The organism is Sinorhizobium sp. BG8, from assembly GCF_016864555.1.
In the GTDB taxonomy this organism is placed as follows: Bacteria; Pseudomonadota; Alphaproteobacteria; order Rhizobiales; family Rhizobiaceae; genus BG8.
This window is the reverse complement of sequence record NZ_CP044011.1, coordinates 3446093-3469449: the sequence shown is the minus strand read 5'-3', so window position 1 is coordinate 3469449 and position 23357 is coordinate 3446093. Positions and strand designations below refer to the sequence as shown.

Below are 23357 nucleotides of genomic sequence, written 5' to 3'. Positions count from 1 at the left end.
TACTGGCGGGTGAACGCGTTCATTCGTCACGCGAATACTGGAAGACATAATAGAAGACCCGATTTTTACGTGCCGCGCCTTGCAGGTCGCTGGCAAGTATCGCTTGGCAATTCGCTCCGATACCGGGAAGTGCGCATCCGCGTGCGTATGACCGCGGGCGTGATTTGAGGGTCCTCGCAATTCAAGCCGCCATAGAGAGCGGTCGGGGAACCGAGAAGGGTCGGGGGGAATGCGCATATTCAGTGGGGTGCCGGCTTCTGCTGCTGGGCAATTGCGGCGGATCGTCATGCTGGCCCTGTGTCATCTGTTTTTGGTGACGCTTCTTCATTCTCCGGCCGGGGCCGCCACGGCGCTCGACCGGATCAAGCAGAAAGGCACGCTGACGGTCGCGGTCTTCTTCGAGGACGTCCCGCCGTTCTTCTACAAGGACGCATCGGGTGCGCTGGCAGGAATCGACCCGAGCCTCGCCGAGGATATCGCCCGGAAGTTGGGCGTGACCGTCACCTATAACCGAAACGCCGAGACGTTCGACGGGGTCATCGACGAAGTCGTTTCGGGCCGTGCGGACATAGCCATTTCGCTCCTCAGCGACACGCTCGAACGGGCCATGCGGGCGAACTTCACCACCAGCTATGTCAGCGTTCGCCAGTTCTTGCTTCTCAACCGGCTGGAACTGGGAAAGCTCGTGATCTCCAGCGCCAATCAGAATGCGAAGATCCCGGAACTGCTCAACAATGCGAATTCGCGCATCGGGGTTATCGGCGGCACCTCCTATGTCGGCTTTCTTCAGGAGGATTTCCCCAAGGCCCAGAAGGTGGAGTTCGGCGGATGGAGCGACATGCTTGCCGCCGTCAAGTCGGGCGAGATCGTGGCACTGATGTATGACGAGATAGAAATCGGCAACTGGCGGCTTGCCGATCCGGCCGGCTCCGTGGAGCTTCGCCCGTTTCACCTGAGCGGCCACCCGGACACGATTGCCATCGCGGTCGGGCCGGAGGATCCGGAGCTCAGGGACTGGATCAATCTCTACCTCGCCAAGATCCGGGACAACGGGTCCCTGGACGCCATTCTAAAGAAATATCTCTACACGACGGACAGGTTGCTCACCAATGACTGAGGCGATCAGAAAGACGATTTCCGGCATATTGCTGCATCCGGTCGGCATCCTCCTGGGCATGGGGTTAGGCGGGCTTTACGGCTGGATCGACAAGGGAGGCACGCCCGCCATCGAACTCTTGGGCGATATCTTCCTCAGATTGCTGCAGATGTGCGTGATCCCCCTGCTGTTCACGGCCGTCGTCACCAGTCTGGCGAAGCTGTTTTCTGACGGTGCCGCGCGTCGCTACGTCACGCGGCTGGTGCTGTTCATCGGCCTCGGGCTGACGGTCGCGGGTGGGCTGGGGATGTTCATGGGCGAGATCGGGCGCCCCGGCAGCGAGTTGCAGCATCAGGCCAAGCAGATCATCGGCGAGGTCATCTTCCGTGCCGAGGCCGCAGCGCCGGATGCGCTCGCAAACCAGACGGCCGGCATTGCCGATATCGCCCTGGGTATCGTCCCAAGCAACATCTTCGTTGCACTCAGCAGCGGCAACATGCTCGCCATCCTGTTTTTTGCGGTTCTGTTCGGCGTTGCGCTGGGTTCGATCGACAAGCGGAGATCGGCGCAGGCGATCACGCTGTTCGAGAGCCTCTACGAGACCTTCATCAAGATCATCGGCTGGCTGATGTATGTGCTGCCATTCGGCCTGTTCTGCCTGGCATACACGCAGGTGTCGTCCGTCGGCATGGACGTGCTCATGGCGATGACAAGGCTGGTGTTGCTGATCTACCTGGGATGCGGCCTGCTGATCGCCTTTTATTCGATTATCACATGGGTCAAGGCAGGTGGCGGCTACTGGCGGTCGGTGGCGGCGCTGAAGGAATCCATGTTCATCGCCTTCGGGACGTCCAGCAGCTTTGCCGCGGTGCCGGCCGCCATGCGCGGATTGAAGGACGGGCTGGGCCTGGACCGCAACAGCGTCGACATGGTCATGCCGCTGGGGATCACCCTCAATCCGCCGGGCTCCGTTTTTCACTTCGCGCTCGCGACCATGTTTCTCGCCAACCTCTACGGCGTCGACCTGGATCTCGGCTGGACGGCGTTCGTGATCGTCGCTTCGATGCTGGCCGGCGTTGCCGCGGCAGGCGCGCCGGGCATTGCCGGGCTTTCGATGATCTCGCTCATCCTGGTTCCGCTCGGGTTGCCTGTGGAAGTCGCGATCATCCTGTTGGCGGCCATCGACCCGATCGTCGACCCCATACTGACGGTCGTCAACCTTCAGGCCAACTCCGCGACGACGGCCCTGATCGGCGGCAAGGAAGAAAATGCGTTCATTGCGGACGAGGTGGCCGCCTGATCCGCGCGCCTTCCTGGCGAATGCTTCCCACGATTGCGTGGGTACTGGTGTCGGGCGTTCCATGGCGGAGGTGATCCTCCGCCATCGAAAGCTACCGGCATCGCGTCATGTCTTTTCGACGAAACCGTCCAGCACGCGTTTCTGACCTGCGCGGTCGAAATCGATGGTCAGCTTGTTGCCCTCGATCGCGGCCACGTTTCCGTTCCCGAACTTGAGATGGAACACGCGGTCGCCGACGGCAAAGCGCGACGGCTCGGTGGCGGTGGACTTGGCGACCAGCTCGCCTTCGATCGTGCGGGCGCGCGGGCCGCTCTCGCCATAGCCGATGCGCTCGACCGCATGGCCGGAGCGCGAACCCCAGTTGTCGCGGGTGGCGTCGGTCTTGTTCTGCTGGGCGCGGCGCCAGCCCGGCGTGGAGTAGGAGTTCTGGAACGGCTCCTGCTTGTCAAAGCGGGACTGACCGTAGCCGCCACGACCGTAGCCGCCATAGGACTGCTCGACCTCGGCGACCTCGACGTGGGCTTCCGGCAGTTCGTCGAGGAAGCGCGACGGCAGGGTCGACTGCCACAGGCCGTGGATACGGCGGTTCGAAACGAACCAGATATGGCAACGGCGCTTGGCGCGGGTGAGGCCGACATAGGCGAGGCGTCGCTCCTCCTCGAGCCCGGCGCGACCGCCTTCGTCGAGGGCGCGCTGATGCGGAAACAGGCCTTCTTCCCATCCGGGCAGGAACACGGTTTCAAACTCGAGACCCTTGGCGGAGTGGAGCGTCATGATCGAGACGGCGTCGAGATCCTCGTTCTGCTCGGCATCCATCACCAGCGAGACGTGCTCGAGGAAGCCGCGAAGAGATTCGAAGGCCTCCATGGAGCGAATGAGCTCCTTGAGGTTCTCCAGGCGCCCGGGCGCTTCGACGGACTTGTCCGCCTGCCACATGGCCGTGTAGCCGCTCTCGTCGAGGATCTGCTCGGCGAGCTCGGTATGCGGCGTCGTTTCGAGCAGCGTCTGCCAGCGGCGGAAATCGGCAACAACATCGAACAGGGCCTTGCGCGCCTTGGGCTTCAACTCGTCCGTCTCGATGATGTCGCTGGCGGCGGCGAGCATCGGGATGTCACGGGCGCGGGCGTAGTCGTGCAGGTTGCGTATGGTCGTGTCGCCGAGGCCGCGCTTCGGCGTGTTGACGATGCGCTCGAAGGCGAGGTCGTCCGCCGGCTGGCAGACGAGGCGGAAATAGGCCATGGCATCGCGGATTTCGAGCCGCTCGTAGAAGCGCGGGCCGCCGATGACGCGGTAGTTGAGGCCCAGCGTGACGAAGCGGTCTTCGAACTCGCGCATCTGGAAGGAGGCGCGCACCAGTATCGCCATGTCGTTGAGCTTGTGCTTCTGGCGCTGGAGCTGCTCGATCTCCTCGCCGACCGCGCGGGCTTCCTCTTCCGAATCCCATGCGGCATGGACGACGACCTTGTCGTCGTCTGGATCGTGCCGGTCGGTGAAGAGCGTCTTGCCGAGGCGGCCCTCGTTGTGGGCGATCAGATGCCCGGCGGCACCGAGTATGTGGGCGGTCGAACGGTAGTTGCGTTCGAGCTTGATGACCTTGGCGCCCGGAAAGTCCTTCTCGAAGCGCAGGATGTTGTCCACCTCCGCGCCGCGCCAGCCATAGATCGACTGGTCGTCGTCACCCACGCAGCAGACGTTCTGCGGCACGCCCTTCGCACGCTGCGCCAGCAGCCTCAGCCACATGTACTGGGCGGTGTTCGTGTCCTGGTACTCGTCCACGAGGATATAGCGGAACCTGTCGTGGTACTCGCGCAGGATATCCGGATTGGCGCGGAACATGCGGATCGGGTGCAGCAGAAGATCGCCGAAATCGCAGGCGTTCAGGGTCCTGAGGCGGTTCTGGTAGGCGGCGTAGAGTTCGCGGCCCTTGCCGTTGGCGAAGGCGCGGGCGTCGCCTTCCGGAATCTGGGCCGGGTCGAGACCCTTGTTCTTCCATCCGTCGATCATGCCGGCGAACTGCTTGGCCGGCCAGCGCTTGTCGTCGAGGCCCTCGGCCTGGATGATCTGCTTGATCAGCCGCACGACATCATCGGTGTCAAGAATGGTGAAGTCGGAGCGCAGGCCGACGAGCTCGGCGTGGCGCCGCAGAAGCTTGACGCCGATCGAGTGGAAGGTTCCGAGCCAGGGCATGCCTTCGACGGCGCCGCCGACGAGCAAGCCGATGCGTTCCTTCATCTCGCGCGCGGCCTTGTTGGTGAAGGTCACGGCGAGGATCTGCGAGGGAAAGGCGCGGCCGCTCGCAAGGATATGGGCGATGCGGGTCGTCAGCACGCGGGTCTTGCCGGTGCCGGCGCCCGCAAGCACGAGGACGGGACCGTCGAGCGTCTCGACCGCTTCGCGCTGCTCCGGATTGAGGCCGGAGAGGTAGTCCGGGGCACGCGAGGCATCGCGCGCGGCCATGGCGCGTGCCGCAATGCCGCCTGTGCTGCGTTCGGGAACCGGTGTCTTCTTCGCAAGCGCCGGGTCTTCATCGAAGAAGGGAATATCGTCGTAACCGCTCATCATGCGGCCCAATGTAGTGATTCGGGGGCGAAAGGCCAGTTTTCCGTTCTTCTTTTATTCCACGCTCCCGTCTCCGACGGCACGGGTGCGGCGGGGCAGACGGGTTGAGGGTGCGTCCGCTCAGCCGCGATCGGCGTCGAATGCCGAGTCGACGGGTACCTGGAGGGCGGTCGCAAGCTGGTTCGTCTTGCCGGCGAGCGCGATGATGGAAAGGAGTTCGGCGTGCTGCCCGGCCGTCATGCCCTTCGCTTTGGCGGCAGCCGTGTGCGAATGGACGCAGTAGCCGCAGCCATTGGTGACGGAGACGGCGATGTAGAGCATCTCCTTGACCAGCGGATCGAGTTCGGAGGGCGCTGCCATGACGGCCTTGACCTCGCGCCACGTGCTTTCCAGCAGGGCGGGGTCGAAGGCGAGGTAGAGCCACATGTTGTTGATGAAGTCGGACCTGCGCGTGGCCCGGATGTCGTCGAACACCGCCTTGACGCGGGAATCGGCTTCGAGGTCGGCGGGAGGCTTGACGGTGCTCATGGCGAATTCCTTGCAACGCGAAAGGAGACCGGCGGCGAATGTCGCCGGTCCCGGACGGGATCAGGCGAGCGCGAAGACGCGGGCCGGGCCGCCGGTGCCGCCGCGAACCTTCGGTGCGCCGACGATGATCGTTGCGCCCTTTACCGGCACCTTGTCGAGGTTGGCGACGGCCTCAAGCCCCCAGCGACCCGCAGGAAGCCAGGTGTTGTGGGTGGCGAAGTCGGGGGAGATGCCGTAGTCGAGCGAAAGCGTGTCGACGGCGATGCCGGAGGTCGTCGTCTCCAGGAGCGCCTGGACAGTCTCGACATGGAAGCCGGGGAAGTGGATCTTCTTCTCACCGTCGGCATTGCGGAACTTGTCGGTTCCCAGATGGGCCGACCAGCCCGAATTCATCGCCACGCAAGCGTTTTCCGGGATCTCGCCATTGGCCGCGATCCAGGCCTTCAGGTCGTCAGGGGTAACCTGCGCATCCGGGTTGGACGCGGCCTTCTCCCTGATGTCTATGACTGCCAGCGGAACGACGAGATTGCCAACGGGAATTTCCGCGACGGAAAGGCCGTCGGCGGAGAAGTGCAGCGGCGCATCCATGTGCGTGCCGGTATGCTCGCTGTAGCGCAGTTCGAACAGATTGAATGTATGCTCCTTGAAGTTGAACTTCTGTTCGCGGAAGAACTGCTGGGGCCCGAAATAGGTCGGGAAGTCCTCGTAGAGTTCATGGGTGAGATCCGTGGCCGTCGCAGGGCTTGCGGCAAGACCGGGGCTCAGGGCGCCGGTGCTCGCTGCAGCGACGGTTGCCGCACCCGCGGCTGCGGCGCGAAAGAGGCCGCGTCGCGAGAGCATGTTTTTCTTCACTGAATCGATGACGCAGGCATCACACATTGGAGGCTCCTCTATCGATTTGACTATGGGAAATCTCGAAAATGCGCGGAAAACCGCGATCGGAGCCTAGCAACGGCCCAAGTGCCGGTCCAGCCTTGCGGATTTCGTGGAACAACGCAGGCGGGAACGAATTTTCGCGGCAAGCTTACATTTCCGTAATGAATGCATTCTTTCATTGCCGGTTCACGTCTTAGCAGGGATATTTGACGTAACGGCTTCGCAAGAAACGATTGCAATCCCTGGAGTCCCCGATGCGCCTTTGGAAGCAGCTTCTGGTCAGCGCCGCCATCATTTCGGCGGGTGCCTTGCTGTGGGGACGTCTCGCCCCGGGCGCGAACGGCATGCTGACGTCGGCCGGTATCCCCGACCGGCTGGCAGCGTTGATCGCGCCGCCCTCGGCCGGCGGAAAGAACGGTGGCCGGGCCGGCCGGGCGGACGGGTTCGGCGGACCGTCCCTCGTCGTCACCAAGCCCGTCGTCATGGCGCTCGTCAACGACCGGCTGAATGCGATCGGCGACGGCGAGGCGATCCGCTCGGTGACGGTCACGCCCTATGCGACGGGCAATCTCACGGAGGTCCTCGTATCCTCGGGTGACCGGGTCGAACGGGGGCAGGTCATCGCCCGCCTCGACAGCGACGAGCAGCGCATCGCGGCCGACCAGGCACGGCTGACGCGCGACAGGGCCCGCGACAAGCTGAAGCGCTACCAGGACCTGAGGGCGAAATCGGCGGTCAGTCCCGTCGAGGTGCAGGACGTGAACTCCGATCTCCAGGCGGCCGAACTGGCCCTGCAATCGGCCGAACTCAACCTTCGCCGGCGGGATATCCCCGCACCCTATGGAGGGGTGGTCGGGATCATCCTGGTCAATCCCGGCGACTACGTGACCCAGTCGACCCAGATCGCACGCATCGACGATCGCTCCGAAATCCTGGTCGATTTCTGGGTGCCGGAACGATTCACGACGCGGATAGACGTCGGGGCCGAACTCTCGGCAACCGCGATCGCGCGGCCCGGCGAGAGCTTCTCCGGCGTGGTGCAGGCAGTCGACAACCGCATCGACCAGGACAGCCGGACGTTGAGGGTGAGGGCTCGGATCGCCAATCCGAACGACGTGCTTCGCGCCGGAATGTCCTTCCAGGTTTCGATGCGCTTTGCGGGCGACCAGTATCCGAGCGTCGATCCGCTGGCAGTGCAGTGGAGCGCGGATGGATCCTATGTCTGGCGCGTGCATGACGACAAGGCGGAGAAGGTTCCCATTCGCATCATCCAGCGCAATCCCGACAAGGTGCTGGTCAGTGCGAGGCTCGCGCCTGACGATCTCGTGGTGACCGAGGGGCTGCAGCGCCTTCGCACCGGCGGTGCCGTCAAGGTCGTCAACGAGGAGCGCAAGCCGGGGCAGCCGGTGGCGGAGGGCACGTGATGTCCGGGGGCGGCTCAGACGGCAAGGGAGGGCAGGCGGGCTTCACGGCGCTTTTCATCCGGAGGCCGGTCTTCGCCCTCGTCGTCAACACGCTCGTGATCGTCGCCGGACTGGCGGCCCTCAACGGCGTCGACATCCGCGAGCTTCCATCGGTGGACCAGCCGGTCGTCACCGTCACGACCACCTTCGACGGCGCCTCTCCCGAAACCGTGGACCGTGAACTGACCGAGGTGATCGAGGGTGCGGTCTCGCGGGTGCAGGGGATCAAGGACATCTCGTCGCAATCGGCCTTCGCCCGAAGCCGGGTGACGCTGGAGTTCACCGACACCACCGACGTCAACCAGGCGGCCAACGACGTGCGCGACGCGCTCGGCCGCGTGACGAACCAGCTTCCGGACGGTGCGGACGAACCGCGCGTCGTCAAGGCGGATGCGGACAGCCAGCCGATCATGCGGCTTGCACTCACCTCCGACCGCATGTCGATGGAAGACCTTACGCTGCTCGTCGAAAACGAGATCAGTGACAGGCTCGCCGCGGTCGAAGGCGTCGCGGACGTGACGGTCTACGGCGAGCAGGAGAAGGTCTTCCGTGTCGACATAGACCAGGCCAAGCTCGCCAGCCGGGGGATGACGATCGTCGAACTCGGGAAGGCGCTCGAGACCGCCAACTTCGATGTTCCTGCCGGCACGCTGACGAGCCTCAACCAGGATATTTCCGTGCGTGCGACCGCCGACATCCGTACGCCCGAAGATTTCGAGAAGCTGATGATCAACAACCGGGTCAGGCTCGGCGACGTCGCGACGGTGACGCTCGGCCCGGACGACGGAACGACGGCGCTGCGGTCGAACGGGCGGCAGGGCATCGGGCTCGGCATCATCCGGCAGGCGCAGTCGAACACCCTCGATATCTCCGAGGGCGTCCACAGGACGGTCAACACTCTCGGCGGCATCCTGCCCGAGGGCACGCGGCTTGCGATCACCAGCGACGATGCCGTGTTCATCGAGGGCGCGCTCCATGAGGTGGAGATCGCCCTCGTCGTCGCGATCGTGATCGTGACGTTCGTGATCTACCTCTTCCTGCTCGACTGGCGGGCGACGCTCATTCCGACGATCAGCATGCCGATCGCGCTGATCGGAACCGTGGCTGCGATCTATCTCGCCGGGTTCTCCGTCAACATCCTGACGCTGCTTGCGATCGTGCTCGCCACCGGCCTCGTCGTGGACGACGCCATCGTGGTTCTCGAAAATATCGTGCGGCGGCGGGCCGAAGGCCTCGGGCCGCGGGCGGCGGCGGTGCACGGCACGCTCGAGGTGTTCTTCGCCGTCATTGCCACGACCGCGACACTCATCGCCGTATTCGTGCCGCTGTCCTTCCTGCCCGGCCAGACCGGGCGGCTGTTCCGCGAGTTCGGCTTCGTGCTTGCCTTCGCGATCCTGCTTTCGGCCTTCGTGGCGCTCACGCTCTGCCCGATGCTGGCCTCGCGCATGCTGGCGGCCGAACGATCCCATGACCACAGCCGCGGCATGCTGGGCCGGTTCGGCGCCTTTTGCGCCGGCTTCTACCGCAGATCGCTCAAGGCGTGCCTGAATGCGCCGCTCGTCGTCTTCGTGGTCGCCGGCCTTTTCACGGCGCTCGGGGCGGGGTCCTTCATGACCCTCAAATCCGAACTGACGCCGAGCGAGGACCGTGCGATCGTCATGATGCGGGTCAACGCCTCGCAGGGCGTGTCGCTCGAATATGCCCAGGACCAGATGAAGCGGATCGAGGACAAGCTCCGGCCGCTGTTCGACAAGGGCGAGATCGTGAATATCTACTCGATATCCGGGCAGGGCGGGTCGACCAACAGCGGCTTCATGGTGCTGACGCTGGCACCCTGGGGCGAACGGGAGCGGACACAGCAGCAGATCGTCGCCGACATCAACAAGGCGGCGGCCGAAGTGCCTTCTGTCAGGGCCTTCGCCACCCAGCCGAACAGCCTCGGCATTCGCGGCGCGGGTAACGGCCTCCAGGTCGCGCTCGTCGGAAACGACTACGAGAAGCTCGGCAACGCGGCCGCCGAACTGGTGCGAAAGATCGAGGATAGCGGCCGCTTCGAGAATGTCCGTCTCAACTACGAGGCCAACCAGGCGCAGCTTTCGGTCACGATCGACCGGGAGAAGGCATCGGACCTCGGCGTCGACATTTCCGGGCTCTCGACCGCGCTGCAGGCCATGCTGGAAGGCAACAGCATCGTCGACATCTACGTCGACGGGCAGGCCTATCCCGTGATCCTGTCCTCGACGACCAACACGATCAACGATCCCATGGACCTAGAGAACATCTTCCTGAAGACCGCGGACGGGAAGATCGTGCCCATGTCCACCATCGCCTCGCTCGAGGAGAAGGCGGTCGCGCCGCAGCTTTCACGTGACCAGCAGCTGAGATCCGTTTCGCTGTCGGCGGGACTGAAGAGCGGCCTGGCGCTCGGCGAGGCATTGAAGATCGTGGAGGACATGGCCGAGCCGCTGTTGCCCGAGGGATCGCGCCTCATACCGCTGGCCGAAGCCGCGACGCTCGACGAGAACTCCAACGGCCTGTTCGTCACCTTCGGCTTTGCCCTCGTCATCATCTTCCTCGTTCTCGCCGCGCAGTTCGAGAGCGTGGTGAGCGCGCTGATCATCATGACGACGGTACCCCTCGGACTTGCCTGCGCGGTGTTTGCAATGATCCTCACCGGCACGACGCTGAACATCTACAGCCAGATCGGCCTCGTTCTACTCGTCGGCATCATGGCGAAGAACGGCATTCTGATCGTCGAGTTCGCGAACCAGCTGCGTGATCGCGGGCAGGACGTGCGCAGCGCCATCGAAAACGCCTCGAACATTCGCCTGCGGCCGGTGATGATGACGATGATCGCGACCGTGGTCGGCGCGGTGCCGCTGGTGCTTGCAAGCGGAGCGGGCGCCGAGGCCCGCGTCTCCCTCGGATGGGTGCTCGTCGGCGGTCTCGGGCTTGCCGCCGTCGTGACGCTCTACCTGACGCCTGTCGCCTATCTGGTGATCGCGCGGTACACTAAGCCGCATGCCGATGAGGAAGCGCGCCTGCGCAGGGAAATGGAAGCGGCTGCACAGCTTTCGGGTCACCCGGCTGAGTGAAGCAGCTTCGCTCGCGCTGGTTCGCGTAATGGAGCGACGGGTGCGCGAAGCGCGATACGGCCTTCCGTCCGCGCTTCGGCCGTTTGGTGCCAACACGTGCCGTCACTGCGAGAGCGATCACACGTTGGCGTAACCTGCGTCAGTTGCTCGTTCCGGTGGTCGTGGAACCGCCCGAAGGCTGGGTTGTCGTACCTTCCGCCGGCTGGGTCGTCGTCGTGCCGGCTGCAGGCTGGTTGGCAGTGCCTTCGGCTGGCGCCGTCGTCGTCGTTCCGGTGCTGCCGGTCTCCGGTGTTGCCGGCGTAGCGGTTGTCGTGCCGGTCTCCGGTGTTGCCGGGGTGGTGGTCGTCGTGCCGGTTTCAGGCGTTGCCGGCGTCGTAGTCGTTCCGGTCGACGTGCTCGTGCTAGTCGCCTCGCCATCGCCGCCCCTGTTGTACAGGAACAGTCCGGCGAGGATGATGACAACAATGGCGGCAATGGTCATGGTGCTGCGCGATGTCATGGTATGTTCTCCTCCCATCCATCTCCCGCAATTATCCGCGATGGCTAAGTATATTGCAAATTTATAATATTATCAGAGGCGGCGGTTGCTTGTTCATGGTTAACCTCGAAGACAAACTTGCATCTGGACAGCCGCTCGGCAATTTGCTGACTACGGTCCGAAAATAACAGGGAGGGCGGGCGATGGCGCTGTCTGACATCAAGGGTGCGGCACGAAACGAGCAAGCGATTGCGGCGGCGGTAGCGGTGCTGCGCGAACGCTTCGGCGACCGCTTCCAGACCGGAGAGGCGATTCGCGCGCAGCACGCCCATACCACCACCTACATTCCGGCGCAGCTGCCCGACGGCGTCGTGTTCGCAGAGGCGGCAGGCGACGTGGCGGAGACCGTGAAGATCTGCGCCGTACACCGGGTTCCCGTCATTCCCTTCGGCACCGGTTCGTCGCTCGAGGGACAGATAAACGCTCCCGCCGGAGGCATATCCATCGATTTCAGCCGCATGAACCGCGTGCTGGAGGTGAATGCGGAGGATCTGGACTGCACCGTCGAGCCGGGCATCACCCGCGAGGAACTCAACACGTACCTCCGCGACACCGGCCTGTTCTTCCCCATCGACCCGGGCGCCAACGCCTCGATCGGCGGCATGACCTCGACACGTGCCTCCGGCACCAATGCCGTGCGCTACGGAACCATGAAGGACAACGTGCTTTCGGTCACCGCGGTGACGGCGAAGGGCGAGGAGATCCGCACGGCGCGGCGCGCCCGCAAGTCGTCTGCCGGGTACGACCTGACGCGGCTCTTCGTGGGTGCGGAAGGAACACTCGGCGTGCTGACCTCGGTCACGCTCAGGCTGCAGGGCATTCCGGCGATGATCTCGGGCGGGGTCTGCAGCTTCCCGACGCTGGCGGACGCCTGCAACGCTGTGATCATGACGGTGCAACTCGGTATTCCGGTTGCGCGCATCGAGCTCGTCAATGCCCTCCAGATCAGGGCCTGCAACGCCTATTCGGGACTGACGCTTCCGGAGCTGCCGACGCTGTTCGTCGAGTTCCACGGCAGCGAGGATAGCGTGCGCCTGCAATCCGAGGAATTCGCGCACATCACCGCCGAGTGCGGGGGCGGCGAGTTCAAGTGGACCGCAGACGCCGCCGAGCGCGCCAAGCTCTGGAAGGCCCGGCACGACGCCTATTGGGCCGCCAAGGCCCTGAGGCCCGGCCATGCGGTCATTGCCACCGACGTCTGCGTGCCCATATCGCGGCTGGCGGAATGCGTCGCCGCAACCGAAGCCGACATTGAGGAGCACGGATTGCTCGCGCCCATCGTCGGCCATGCGGGGGACGGCAACTTCCATGTGAGCTTGGTGCTCGATGACAAGAACCCCGCCGATGTGGAGCAGGCGGAAGCCTTCGTATCGCGGCTGAACGCCCGGGCGCTCGACATGGACGGCACCTGCACGGGCGAACACGGCATCGGGCAGGGCAAGCAGGCCTTCCTTCCGCTCGAGCTGGGCGGGGCGGTGGACCTCATGCGTGAGATCAAGCGCGCGCTCGACCCGGACAACATTCTCAATCCGGGGAAGATTTTTACGATGGGTTGAGACAATCGCGCATTATCCTGATTATATTCAGGTACACGGTTTATCGGGGCCCGCGTTTTGCTTTCTCGCTTCGTGATTTTCTTCGGCGGTCTGGTGGTGTTGGCGCTGTTCGCGGCGTTGCTGGCACCGCTGTTTGTGGACTGGACCAATTTCCGGCAGAACTTCGAGCAGGAGGCGAGCCGCATTATGGGCCGGAAGGTCGTGGTGCACGGCCGCGTCGACGCCCGCATACTGCCGTTTCCGTCCGTGACACTGAACGACGTGCGCGTCGGCGAGGAGGACGGAAAGCCGATCGTGGAGGTCGCGCGGTTCTCGATGGATGCCGAACTCGCCCCGTTCCTGAGCGGCGAGGCATTGATCTTCGACATGCGCGTGGAGCAGCCGAGGGCGCGGCTGAAGCTTCTTGCCGACGGGACGCTGGACTGGGCGCGGGGCCGCGCCGGGGCGATCCCTGCGAAATCCGTCGTGCTCGAGAACGTCATCATCACCGACGGCGAGCTCGAGTTCATCGACGAGCAGACCGGGCGGACCCGACGCCTGACCGACATCGACGCCAAGGCGACGGCGCGTTCCCTTGCCGGCCCCTGGAAAGCGGAGGGGCGGGCCGCGCTCGACGGCGAGGCGGGCGATTTCCAGCTGACGAGCGGGCAGGTCGACGAGCATGGGACGCTCTCCATGCGGGCGCGCATCGTGCCCGAACGGCTGCCGCTGCTCGCCGATCTCGAAGGTGAACTCAAGATCGTCGATTTCAAGCCGCGGTACGACGGTACCTTCACGCTGGCCGAGAAGATTGCGCCCGATCCGAAGACGGGCGGAGCGCCGATCAAGGTCGGGGGCAAGTTCGAGCTTTCGAACGAGCGCCTGCGCGTGCCGGACTATCGGCTCGAGGCAGGCAATCCCGAGGACCCCTATGTGGTGACGGGCGAGGCGACGCTCGACACCGGCAAGCAGCCGGAGTTCCTGCTGATCGCCGACGGGCAGCAGATCGACGTCAATCGCATCGGCAACAAGGGGGAGGCCGGAAAGACGGGCCGCAACCCGCAGCTTTCGGCGCGCCAGCGGATGCAGGCGCTGCTTGCGATCGTCGCCGACATTCCCATACCCCAGGTCCCGGGACGGGCCAGCCTTGCGCTGCCGGCAATCGTCATCGGCGACACGACCGTGCGCGACGTGCGCCTGGACGTGAAGCCCGACGGAGACGGGTGGACAATCGAGAAAGGGGCGGCCCTGCTGCCCGGGCGCACGACGATTGAGGCGAGCGGGCGGCTCACGCTCAGCGGGGCCCGCAGCTTCGCGGGCGATCTCCTGCTCGCATCGAACCAGCCTTCCGGGTTTGCGGCCTGGCTTGCGGGCTCGATCGATCCGCGCATCCGCAAGCTGAAGACCGCCGGCTTCTCGGCGAAGGTCGACCTGACCGAGGAACTGCAACGCTTCGAGAACCTCGAGCTCGCGGTCGGACCCGCCTCGATGACCGGGCGCATCGAACGCCAGTCCGTCTCAGGCAGCACGCCGACGCTTTCGATGGAGCTGAAAGGCGATCGGGTGGAACTCGAATCGCTTCAGGCGCTTGCCGGGCTTATTGCAGGTGATGCTTCAATGTCGACGGTGCTCGAGCATGCGATTGCGCTCGACCTGAAGGCGGACCATTTCTCCGGTCTCGGCGAGGAGGCGGACGGCGTTTCCGCCGCGTTGTCGCTCAAGGAGGGGATCCTACAGATCCAGCGGCTGGACGTCGATTCCCTCGCCGGCGCGCAGATCGAAATCGGCGGGCGCATGGGCGGCTCGCTGCTTTCGCCCACGGGGAGCTTCCGCATGGCTCTCAAGGCGGGGGCGATGCAGCCGGTGGCCGAGCTCCTGGCGCGGCACCTGCCGCAGCATCCGGTGGTTTCCCGCTTCGTGAGCAGCGCGGGCTACTATGACGATGCCGACGTCGAGATGACGGCCTCGGTGCCGGAAGGCGGCAAGGAACCGCTCGCGGCGAACCTGACGGGGACGGCGAATGGCGGCCGCGTCGAGCTTCATGTCCAGGCGAGCACGCTCGCGGATCTGATCCTCGGCCGAAGCTTCCGGCTTAACGGCACGCTCGAGAACCCGGTGACGACGGTTCTTGTCGGGCAGGCCGGAATGGATCCGCTGCCCTTCGACGCCGAGCCGAATGGCCTGCTGGCGCTGAAGATCACGCAGGACAAGGCAGGTCCCGCCGACGTGTCGGTCGCCTTCACGACGGAACGAACCTCGATGACGGCCAACGGCGAGGTTCAGCTCGGCACCGACCATTTCCTGGCAGGGACACTCGCGGTGGCGCTCGATAGCGACGACGTCGAGCCCTACCTGATGATGAACGGCGTGGCATTGCCGCAATCGGGTGCCGGCCTGCCGCTGAAGCTTTCGGCGGAGGTCACGATCGATCCGAAAGAGCTTCGCCTGACCGGGATCGACGGCAAGGCCGACCGCAACGGCTTTTCCGGGGACTTCACGCTCGACCGCACCGCGTCCGCCAAGGGGCGGGGAACGCTCGCCTTCGACACGATCGATCTCGCATGGCTAGCCGAAACGGTGCTGGGGCCTGTCGAAGACATTGCACAGGGTGGGCTGAACACCGGCGAGCTCGGCAATCCCGGATGGAATTCGGCCGATGTTTTCCTGGCGCTCACCGCCCGCCAGTTCTGGCCCGGCATCTATGGAGCCGTCGACAATTTCAAGACCGCGCTCAGCTGGCACGGGAGCGACATCGCACTCGACGACATCGAGGGCGATTGGTTCGGCGGCAAGCTCGGGGGGCGGCTGAAACTGGTCAATGCGGAGGCGAACGGCATATTGGAGGCACGGCTGGATCTTGCGGGCGCCGATCTCTCGAAGATCGTCTGGGCCTCGTCCGAGGGGCCCTTGGGCACGGGACGCGCGGAGCTGACGCTCGCCGTCGATGCTTCCGGCAAGAGCATCGCGGCCATGGCGAAGAGCGCGACCGGCTCCGGCGAGGCGCGGCTCAACGGCCTGGAAGTGCAGGGTATCAATACCGCGGCGTTCCCGGCGATCCTGGCTGCTGCCGACGGCGTCAAGGGCGACATTACCAAGGAGAGAACGGGGGCGATCGCCGAACGCGAGATCATGCAGGGGCGGGCGCTGCTGGGTGCTGCGCGCATTCCGTTCTCGATCGCTTCGGGCACGTTGCGGGCACAGAATATCTCGGCGGGCGACGGCTATGCGGAATTTGCCGGTGACGTCGAGATCGGGCTTTCCGAGCAGCGCATCGGATCGAAGGTAGGATTGCGCTTCCGGGCCGGGGACGAGGCGCTGGCGGGCGCGGAGCCGGAGGTGGTGCTTTCCTGGGCCGGACTGCTCGATGCGCCCGGCCGCTCCCTTGATGTACAGCCGCTCGCAAACTTCCTGTCGCTCCGCAAGTTCGAGATCGAGCGCCGGCGGGTCGAGACGCTGCAGGCGAACGTGCTCGAGAAGCAGCGCCTGCGCCGCGAGGTCGCGCTCTACCGGTACCGCGCGCGCCAGCGTGAATGGATTGCCGAGAACGTCCGGCTTCAGGAGATCGAGGAAAATCGACGCCGGGCTGACGCCAAGATCCGCGCCGCGCGTCACTCCGCGGAGCAGAAGGCAGCTGCGGCGGCCGCGGCCGAGTTTGCCGCAAGGGAAGAAGAGGTCCGCAAGCTGCAGGAGGCGGAGGCGCAGGCAAAGGCAGTCGCCGAGAGGCTTGCGGCCGAAGAGGCTGCCCGCCAGCAGCGACGGCAGCGGTCGAACGCGGGTGGCGGCGAGGAGCTCGCGCCGGCCAATCGTGGCCAGTCGTTGAATTTTGACGTGCTCCCGGGCTTCAACTGAGCCGCGGTTGCCGCGGAACGGAGATAGGACTTTTCGAGCGTTCAGCCGCCGGTCTCTGCCTGCGCCTTCAGCCAGGCGAGCACATGGACCCTGAGGGCAGAGGAGAGGTTGCTGTCTGCCGGCCGGGCATCGTCGATTTCCGAGATCAGGACGGCGAGGGGAAGCGCACGATGGGCGGCGATCGCCTTGAGCTCCTCCCAGAAGGGCTCTTCCAGCGAAAAGCTCGTGCGGTGTCCATGGAGCGTTGCAGAATGCTTACGGATCACCCCAGCCTCGCTCCTGGGCAGGACCTCATCGGCAACGGATTGCGGGTGGGGAACCACGCTGCCGATCTGTCGAGGATTTTCAGGAGTTGCGGCGCGAAGCGGCTCACTTCGGCTTGTCTTCCGATTTTTCGAGCCTGCCCTGGGTATGGGCTTGTTCGGCCTTCTCGTTCAGTGCGCGCGTGAGGTTTTTCTCGACCTTGGTGCGACCGAAGGAGATGCGGTTCTGCTCCGCCTGCTTCTCCTTCTCCGCGCGCTGCTTCGACTTGCGGAACTGGCGGAGGTTGACGACGTCGCCGCTCATCGCCGCCGCTCCCGATCAGTTCTTCTTGCGGAACGAGTCGAGCGAGACAACGGATCCGCCCGGCTTCTTGCCGTCATCGTCTTCGCCGGTCTTGGCGGGCTCGGCTGCGGTCTCTTCCTTTTCCGCCGCTGCGGGATAGGCAGTGATCTCGGCCGAATGCTCTTCTTCCTCCTCCGCCGCAGGGACGTCGAATTCGAGCTCGAAGCTTACCGAGGGGTCATAGAACCCGCGAATGGCGTTGAACGGGATGACGAGCTTCTCGGGAGTGTCGGAGAAGGAGAGGCCGATCTCGAACAGGCTCTCGGTCACCTTCAGGTCCCAGAACTGGTGCTGGATGACGATGGTCATCTGCTCGGCATACTTGGCCTTGAGGTGCTGCGAGATGCGAACGCCCGGCGCTCCGGTCAGGAAAGTGATGAAGAAATGATGCTCGCCGGGCAGATGTCCCGTGGCGGCCACTTCGGAAAGCACCTTGCGGATAACGCCCCTGAGAGCGTCCTGAGCCAGTATGTCGTAGCGGATGTGGTCTTGCGCCATCAGGTTCTGTCTTTCTTTCTTGCCAAGCGCTTGCACGCCATGTCGTCTCTGCATCGCGGCTTTTTGCCCCAAAGTGCCGCCCGCCGTCAAACCGGGGCATGCATCTTTAGGATTCCCGACCGCAGTCGTGCGCGGAACTGGCCCGCACGAGTCATGTGTGACAGCTATAAACCATTTCAAGGAAGGCGAGAAGGTGAAGGCTTCTGTTGCCAGGTGCCTCCGGACCCCGCCTTACAGTGCTACCCGCAAGGACTTGATTTGAAGTGTCGCACCGCCGTTAGGCAGCGAGACGTGCTTCAGCATAGTTGTCGTTTGCAACTATAAGTTTAGCCCGATAACGGTGGTACAATGCCGAGCAAAAAGTCGATCTTTACGCCCTTGTCGATCCTATTTCGCCCCCATCAAAAGCCGGTCCGAACTGACCGGTTTTTGGTGGAGGCGCCGGGTACCGCCCCCGGGTCCAATGGGTTTATTACACCGCCCGTTTATTGCCATAGCTGCCCGAAGACAGCAGGGCTTATATAGGAGCTTCGGCGTGCCAAGAAAAGGGTTTTGTGACATTTCTTGCACCCTTTCGTTCCTGCCGGCTCCAGCGCCCCGGGTCACGTTCATTTGCCCTTGACTTGCTATTTCCGCGTGAAAAACTGCATCGCGTGGTGCGCCACAAGAAGCGGGCGGCCTTGGAACAGGAAGAGGAGACATCATGACTGACTATCTCGCAGATGTTCGCAAGTATGACAGCGGTGCCGACGAAGCCATCGTCAAGAAGATCGTCAGCCATCTCGGCATTGCCTTGCGCAATCGCGACTCCTCACTGGTTTCATGCTCGGATCCCGAGGAACTGGACCGCGTCAAGGAAAAGTGGTGCGCCAAGAAATTCGGCGTGACGGGCGGGGCGGCCGACAAGGCCGTCGAAGCCGTATGCAAGGCCATGGCCGACGACAACTCGAAGTCCCGCGTGACGTTCTACTATCTGACGGCGAAGGAACTCGGCAAACTCGGCGAACTCGCCTGATCTCCAACGGACACGGCGACCGGAACCCGCGCATGCAAGGTTCCGGTTGCACCCCGGACGCGACCCGGCAAGCCCGCGATACCCCATCGGTCACCGAATCGAAGCGCGGCCCTGGGGAAATCGCGGAAAATTCGATCCGGCGTTTGGACTGCCGCCTCTAACGCTCTAGATTAGGGCTGAAACACGAATCGGCGGCGACCATGCAGCAATATCTCGACCTTCTCGCTCACGTCATGGAAAAGGGCAGCGACCGTTCCGACCGGACCGGAACGGGGACGCGTTCCGTCTTCGGCTACCAGATGCGCTTCGACCTTGCCGAAGGGTTTCCGGTGCTGACGACGAAGAAGCTCCACCTCCGATCGATCATCCACGAACTCCTGTGGTTCCTGAAAGGCGACACCAACATCGGCTATCTGCACGAGAACGGCGTCAGCATCTGGGACGAATGGGCGGACGAGAATGGAGAGCTCGGTCCGGTCTACGGCTACCAGTGGCGCTCCTGGCCGACCCATGACGGTCGCCACCTCGACCAGATCGAGGCGGTTGTCGAAAGCATCCGGAAGAACCCGCACTCGCGCCGGCATATCGTGTCGGCCTGGAACCCGGCACTGGTCGACGAAATGGCGCTGCCGCCCTGCCACTGCCTCTTCCAGTTCTACGTCTCTGACGGCAAGCTGTCGTGCCAGCTCTACCAGCGTTCGGCCGACATCTTCCTCGGCGTTCCCTTCAACATCGCATCCTATGCCCTGCTGACGATGATGGTCGCGCAGGCCACGGGACTGAGGCCTGGCGACTTCGTCCACACGCTCGGCGACGCGCACATCTACCACAACCACTTCGAGCAGGCAGAACTCCAGCTCGGGCGGCGTCCCAAGCCGCTTCCCTTCATGAAGCTCAATCCGGATGTGAAGGATCTCTTCGCCTTCAAGTTCGAGGACTTCGAGCTCGTCGGCTATGAGGCCGATTCAAGCATCAAGGCGCCGATCGCGGTGTAACGGGGCGATCGCTGCCGGCGGAACACGGGATTTCGGGAGGAAACCATGCTGACGCTTGTTCACGCGCCGATGTCGCGCTCGTTCCGCATGCTCTGGCTGCTGGAGGAACTGGGAGCCGAATACGAAGTCAGGGTCGTCACCATACGACGCCGGGACGGCTCGGGCGGGCCGGATCTGCGCAATCCGCATCCGCACGCACAGGTGCCGGCGCTCATCCACGACGAAACGCTGGTCACCGAATCCGTGGCGATCGCCCAGTACCTGACGGATCTTTTCCCGGACTCCGAAATGGGTCGTCCGCCCGGCGATCCCGACCGCGGACGCTATCTTTCCTGGCTCGCCTACTATGCCGGCGTGGTGGAACCGATGCAGGTCGCCCACATGTGCGGCGCCACGGTGGTCAATGCCGAGCTTGCCCGGCTTCACCAGGCGATGTGCGAGCGCATGATCGAGACGCTCTCGACCAGACCCTATGTGCTCGGGGACCGGCCCTCATCGGTCGACATCATCGTATCGTCCTCGCTGATGTGGATGCGCGATCTGCTGCCCGAAAGCGAGGCCATCGATCGCTACATACAAAGAATGGCCGAGCGTCCGGCCCTGCAACGCGCGCAGGCGCGGGAGCAGGCGGAAGGACCCGAACAGGCGGAAGGAAACTGAATGGCAAACCCGAAGATCGTTCTCGTCGTGGCGGTTGCGCGCAATGGCATCATTGGCCGCGACGGGGATCTGCCTTGGAGACTGCCTTCGGACCTGAAGCGCTTCAAGCGGGTGACGATGGGCAAGCCTATCGTCATGGGGCGCAAGACGTTCACCTCGATCGGCAGGCCGCTTCCCGGACGGCCCAACATCGTCATCACCCGCGATCCTTCGTTTGCGGCCGACGGGGTGTCGGTCGCGCGCAGCCTCGATGAGGCGCTGGAGCAAGCCGGTCGGTCCGCCGCAGAGCTCGGGGTGGACGAAATCTGCATTGTCGGAGGCGGCGAGATCTACCGGCAGGTCTTCGCGAAGGCCGACGTCATCCACGTCACCGAGGTCGATGCGGAGGTGGAAGGCGACACCCGTTTCCCGGACATCGACACGACGCGCTTTTCGAGGGTGTTCGAGGAACCGATGGAGCGCGGCGAAAAAGACAGCCACGCGATGCATTTCGTAACTTGGAAGCGTATTTAGAGCATTTTGCTGGACTATTTTGACGCATTTCTCCGTAAGTTGGTTCGTCTCCGTTGAAAGGCCGTCGGCTGATACCTATAACGGGATCACTTCATATGACGCCGAAAAACATTTCGCGCATGTGAGATAGGGAGTTTCCAGAGAAAGAGGTATTGATGCCCTGGAGCAATCAAAACGGCGGCGGCGGCCCGTGGGGCGGCGGCGGCAACAATCAGGGACCGTGGGGGCAAGGCCCGAACCGTCCGCGTGGCGGCGGCGGCGGCCCGCCGGACCTCGAGGAGATCATCCGCCGTGGCCAGGACCAGCTGAAGAATGTCATGCCGGGGGGCTTCAACGGCGGCGTCGTCATCATCGCGCTGCTTCTGATCGGCGTGTTTTGGCTGATGAACTCGATCTACACGGTCCAGCCGGACGAGCGCGGCGTCGAATTGCGTTTCGGCAAGCCGAAGGAAGAAGTGTCCATGCCGGGCCTGCACTTCCACTTCTGGCCGCTTGAAACCGTCGAGCTGGTGAAGATCACCGAGCAGCAGCAGAACATCGGCCGCAAGGGCGCATCGGTCAATTCCGAGAATTCCGGACTGATGCTTTCGGGCGACCAGAACATCGTGAACGTGCAGTTCTCGGTACTGTACTCCGTCACCGATCCCAAGGCTTACCTCTTCAACCTCGAATATCCGGCCGAAACCCTGCAGCAGGTTTCCGAGAGCGCCATGCGCGAAGTCGTCGGCCGCCGTCCTGCCCAGGACATCTTCCGCGACAACCGCCAGGCGATCGCCGAAAGCGTGAAAGCGACGATCCAGGCGACGATGGACTCCTACGGTTCCGGCATCTCGGTCAACACGGTCGCGATCGAGGACGCATCGCCGCCGCGTGAAGTGGCCGACGCCTTCGACGAAGTGCAGCGCGCCGAGCAGGACGAAGACCGCTTCGTCGAGGAAGCCAACCAGTACGCCAACCAGAAGCTAGGTCTCGCACGAGGCCAGGCCGCTCAGGTCCGCGAAGAGGCGGCAGCCTACAAGGACCGCGTCGTGAAGGAAGCGGAAGGTGAAGCGCAGCGCTTCGTCTCGATCTACGAGCAGTATGCGACGGCGCCCGAAGTCACACGCAAGCGTCTGTTCCTCGAAACCATGGAAAGCGTCTTGAAGAATTCCAAGAAGGTTATCATCAACGAGGGCGAGAGCCGGCAGGGCGTGGTGCCCTTCCTTCCGCTGAACGAACTCGGCAAGGCTGCGCAGACGCAGGCGGGAGGGAGCCAGTAATGGGTAACCGTTTTCCCGCCATCCTGATCGGCATCGCCGTCATTCTCTTCATCGCCTATTCGTCCGTCTTCGTCGTGAACGAACGCCAGCAGGCCATCGTCGTGCGCTTCGGCCAGATCCAGGACGTCAAGTCGGAGCCGGGCATCTACTTCAAGCTGCCCTTCGGCTTCATGGATGCCGACAGCGTCCAGTACGTGCAGGACCAGGCGCTTCGCTTCGATCTGGACAACATCCGCGTCCAGGTATCGGGCGGCAAGTTCTACGAGGTCGATGCCTTCGTGGTCTACAAGATCACCGATGCGCGCACGTTCCGCCAGACCGTCTCGGGTGACCGGGAAGCGGCCGAATCGCGGCTCAGAACCCGTCTCGATGCGGCTCTGCGCCGGGTCTACGGTCTGCGCGGTTTCGAGTCCGCACTGTCCGAAGAGCGGTCCTCGATGATGCGCGAAGTGCGCAACGAGCTTTCCCGCGACGCCGAGACGCTCGGACTGACGATCGAGGACGTACGGATCCGCCGCACCGACCTGACGCAGGAAGTCTCGCAGCAGACCTTCGACCGGATGAAGGCCGAGCGTCTTGCCGAGGCCGAACTGATCCGCGCACGAGGCAACGAAGAAGGGCAGCGCCGCCGCGCCATCGCCGACCGTCAGGTCGTCGAGATCGTCGCGGAAGCCCAGCGCGATTCCGAAATCCTGCGAGGCCAGGGCGATGCCGAACGCAACCGCGTCTTCGGCGAGGCCTTCTCGAAGGATCCGGGCTTCTTCGACTTCTACCGGTCGATGAGCGCCTACCGCGAGGCAATGGGAAGCTCCGACACGACGCTCGTCCTGTCTCCGAACTCGGAATTCTTCCGTTATTTCGAAGACGCCAACGGAACGAAGCCGCCGGCAACCGCACCGGTGCCCGCCGACTGACATTCATCCGGCGGCAACGCCGGGTAGAATCCCCAGACTTTCAGAAGGGCCGGTCTCG

Annotated in this window: 19 protein-coding genes and 1 other RNA gene; 12 read left to right on the top strand and 8 right to left on the bottom strand. The window is 63.9% G+C overall.

Translation table 11 applies throughout. From position 1 onward, the window contains the following. The first annotated feature begins 229 nt into the window (after positions 1-229). Together F3Y30_RS16360 and F3Y30_RS16355 are read left to right on the top strand one after the other, a co-directional pair. A complete protein-coding gene (locus tag F3Y30_RS16360; protein ID WP_203423771.1) occupies positions 230-1117 on the top strand; it encodes an ABC transporter substrate-binding protein in 888 nt (295 codons plus the stop codon). Next, positions 1110-2396 (top strand): dicarboxylate/amino acid:cation symporter, encoded by a 1287-nt coding sequence (locus F3Y30_RS16355; RefSeq protein WP_203423770.1) that lies wholly within the window; start codon positions 1110-1112, stop codon positions 2394-2396. Before F3Y30_RS16360 ends, F3Y30_RS16355 begins: the two co-directional genes overlap by 8 nt. 105 nt (positions 2397-2501) lie before the next feature. Here F3Y30_RS16355 and F3Y30_RS16350 read toward each other — a convergent pair whose 3' ends face one another. From F3Y30_RS16350 to F3Y30_RS16340, 3 genes are all read right to left on the bottom strand, one after another. Then, positions 2502-4958: a UvrD-helicase domain-containing protein gene (locus F3Y30_RS16350; protein WP_203426648.1), complete on the bottom strand. Its 2457-nt coding sequence runs from the start codon at positions 4956-4958 to the stop codon at positions 2502-2504. A gap of 117 nt (positions 4959-5075) precedes the next feature. Beyond that, positions 5076-5483, bottom strand: a complete 408-nt coding sequence (locus tag F3Y30_RS16345; RefSeq protein ID WP_203423769.1) for a carboxymuconolactone decarboxylase family protein — start codon at positions 5481-5483, stop codon at positions 5076-5078. A 60-nt stretch (positions 5484-5543) separates the two neighbouring features. Further along, positions 5544-6362 carry a cyclase family protein gene (locus F3Y30_RS16340; RefSeq protein ID WP_203423768.1) on the bottom strand — a complete coding sequence of 273 codons (819 nt, stop codon included), beginning with the start codon at positions 6360-6362 and terminating at the stop codon, positions 5544-5546. Between the two features lie 251 nt (positions 6363-6613). Between F3Y30_RS16340 and F3Y30_RS16335 the strand changes: the two genes are divergently transcribed. Together F3Y30_RS16335 and F3Y30_RS16330 are read left to right on the top strand one after the other, a co-directional pair. Beyond that, positions 6614-7783 (top strand): efflux RND transporter periplasmic adaptor subunit, encoded by a 1170-nt coding sequence (locus F3Y30_RS16335; protein ID WP_203423767.1) that lies wholly within the window; start codon positions 6614-6616, stop codon positions 7781-7783. Then, the gene (locus F3Y30_RS16330) at positions 7783-10917 is read left to right on the top strand and encodes an efflux RND transporter permease subunit (protein ID WP_203423766.1); all 3135 of its coding nucleotides are present in this window, start codon (positions 7783-7785) and stop codon (positions 10915-10917) included. Before F3Y30_RS16335 ends, F3Y30_RS16330 begins: the two co-directional genes overlap by 1 nt. 139 nt (positions 10918-11056) lie before the next feature. Here the strand turns inward: F3Y30_RS16330 and F3Y30_RS16325 are convergent, their stop codons facing one another. Continuing rightward, on the bottom strand, positions 11057-11416 hold the full coding sequence (locus F3Y30_RS16325) for a hypothetical protein (protein ID WP_203423765.1): 360 nt from the start codon (positions 11414-11416) through the stop codon (positions 11057-11059). Positions 11417-11598: 182 nt separating this feature from the next. On the opposite strand from F3Y30_RS16325, the gene F3Y30_RS16320 reads away from it, so the two are divergent. Both F3Y30_RS16320 and F3Y30_RS16315 read left to right on the top strand, forming a co-directional pair. Next, the gene (locus F3Y30_RS16320; RefSeq protein WP_203423764.1) at positions 11599-13011 is read left to right on the top strand and encodes an FAD-linked oxidase C-terminal domain-containing protein; all 1413 of its coding nucleotides are present in this window, start codon (positions 11599-11601) and stop codon (positions 13009-13011) included. 57 nt (positions 13012-13068) lie between these two features. After that, positions 13069-16839: an AsmA family protein gene (locus tag F3Y30_RS16315; RefSeq protein WP_203423763.1), complete on the top strand. Its 3771-nt coding sequence runs from the start codon at positions 13069-13071 to the stop codon at positions 16837-16839. A 41-nt stretch (positions 16840-16880) separates the two neighbouring features. On the opposite strand, the gene F3Y30_RS16310 is transcribed toward F3Y30_RS16315, so the two are convergent. The 4 genes from F3Y30_RS16310 to ssrA all read right to left on the bottom strand — a co-directional run bounded on the left by F3Y30_RS16310 (position 16881) and on the right by ssrA (position 18494). Next, positions 16881-17105 (bottom strand): ribbon-helix-helix domain-containing protein, encoded by a 225-nt coding sequence (locus F3Y30_RS16310; RefSeq protein WP_203423762.1) that lies wholly within the window; start codon positions 17103-17105, stop codon positions 16881-16883. 103 nt (positions 17106-17208) lie between these two features. Next, positions 17209-17406 carry a DUF4169 family protein gene (locus tag F3Y30_RS16305; protein WP_203423761.1) on the bottom strand — a complete coding sequence of 66 codons (198 nt, stop codon included), beginning with the start codon at positions 17404-17406 and terminating at the stop codon, positions 17209-17211. A 15-nt stretch (positions 17407-17421) separates the two neighbouring features. Then, the gene (locus tag F3Y30_RS16300; RefSeq protein ID WP_203426647.1) at positions 17422-17943 is read right to left on the bottom strand and encodes an SspB family protein; all 522 of its coding nucleotides are present in this window, start codon (positions 17941-17943) and stop codon (positions 17422-17424) included. A 192-nt stretch (positions 17944-18135) separates the two neighbouring features. Beyond that, positions 18136-18494: a transfer-messenger RNA gene (ssrA, locus tag F3Y30_RS16295) on the bottom strand. Positions 18495-18646: 152 nt separating this feature from the next. Here ssrA and F3Y30_RS16290 point away from each other — a divergent pair. The 6 genes from F3Y30_RS16290 (at position 18647) to F3Y30_RS16265 (ending at position 23299) form a co-directional block, all read left to right on the top strand. Further along, the gene (locus tag F3Y30_RS16290; protein WP_203423760.1) at positions 18647-18958 is read left to right on the top strand and encodes a DUF2853 family protein; all 312 of its coding nucleotides are present in this window, start codon (positions 18647-18649) and stop codon (positions 18956-18958) included. Positions 18959-19158: 200 nt separating this feature from the next. Next, positions 19159-19953, top strand: coding sequence for a thymidylate synthase (locus tag F3Y30_RS16285; protein WP_203423759.1), 795 nt, complete (start codon positions 19159-19161; stop codon positions 19951-19953). Positions 19954-19998: 45 nt separating this feature from the next. Further along, the gene (locus F3Y30_RS16280) at positions 19999-20613 is read left to right on the top strand and encodes a glutathione S-transferase (protein WP_203423758.1); all 615 of its coding nucleotides are present in this window, start codon (positions 19999-20001) and stop codon (positions 20611-20613) included. Next, positions 20614-21126, top strand: a complete 513-nt coding sequence (locus F3Y30_RS16275; protein ID WP_203423757.1) for a dihydrofolate reductase — start codon at positions 20614-20616, stop codon at positions 21124-21126. Positions 21127-21281: 155 nt separating this feature from the next. Then, on the top strand, positions 21282-22385 hold the full coding sequence (gene hflK / locus F3Y30_RS16270) for an FtsH protease activity modulator HflK (protein WP_203423756.1): 1104 nt from the start codon (positions 21282-21284) through the stop codon (positions 22383-22385). After that, the gene (locus F3Y30_RS16265; protein ID WP_203423755.1) at positions 22385-23299 is read left to right on the top strand and encodes a protease modulator HflC; all 915 of its coding nucleotides are present in this window, start codon (positions 22385-22387) and stop codon (positions 23297-23299) included. The genes hflK and F3Y30_RS16265 overlap by 1 nt, the downstream gene beginning before the upstream one ends. Positions 23300-23357 lie beyond the last annotated feature (58 nt).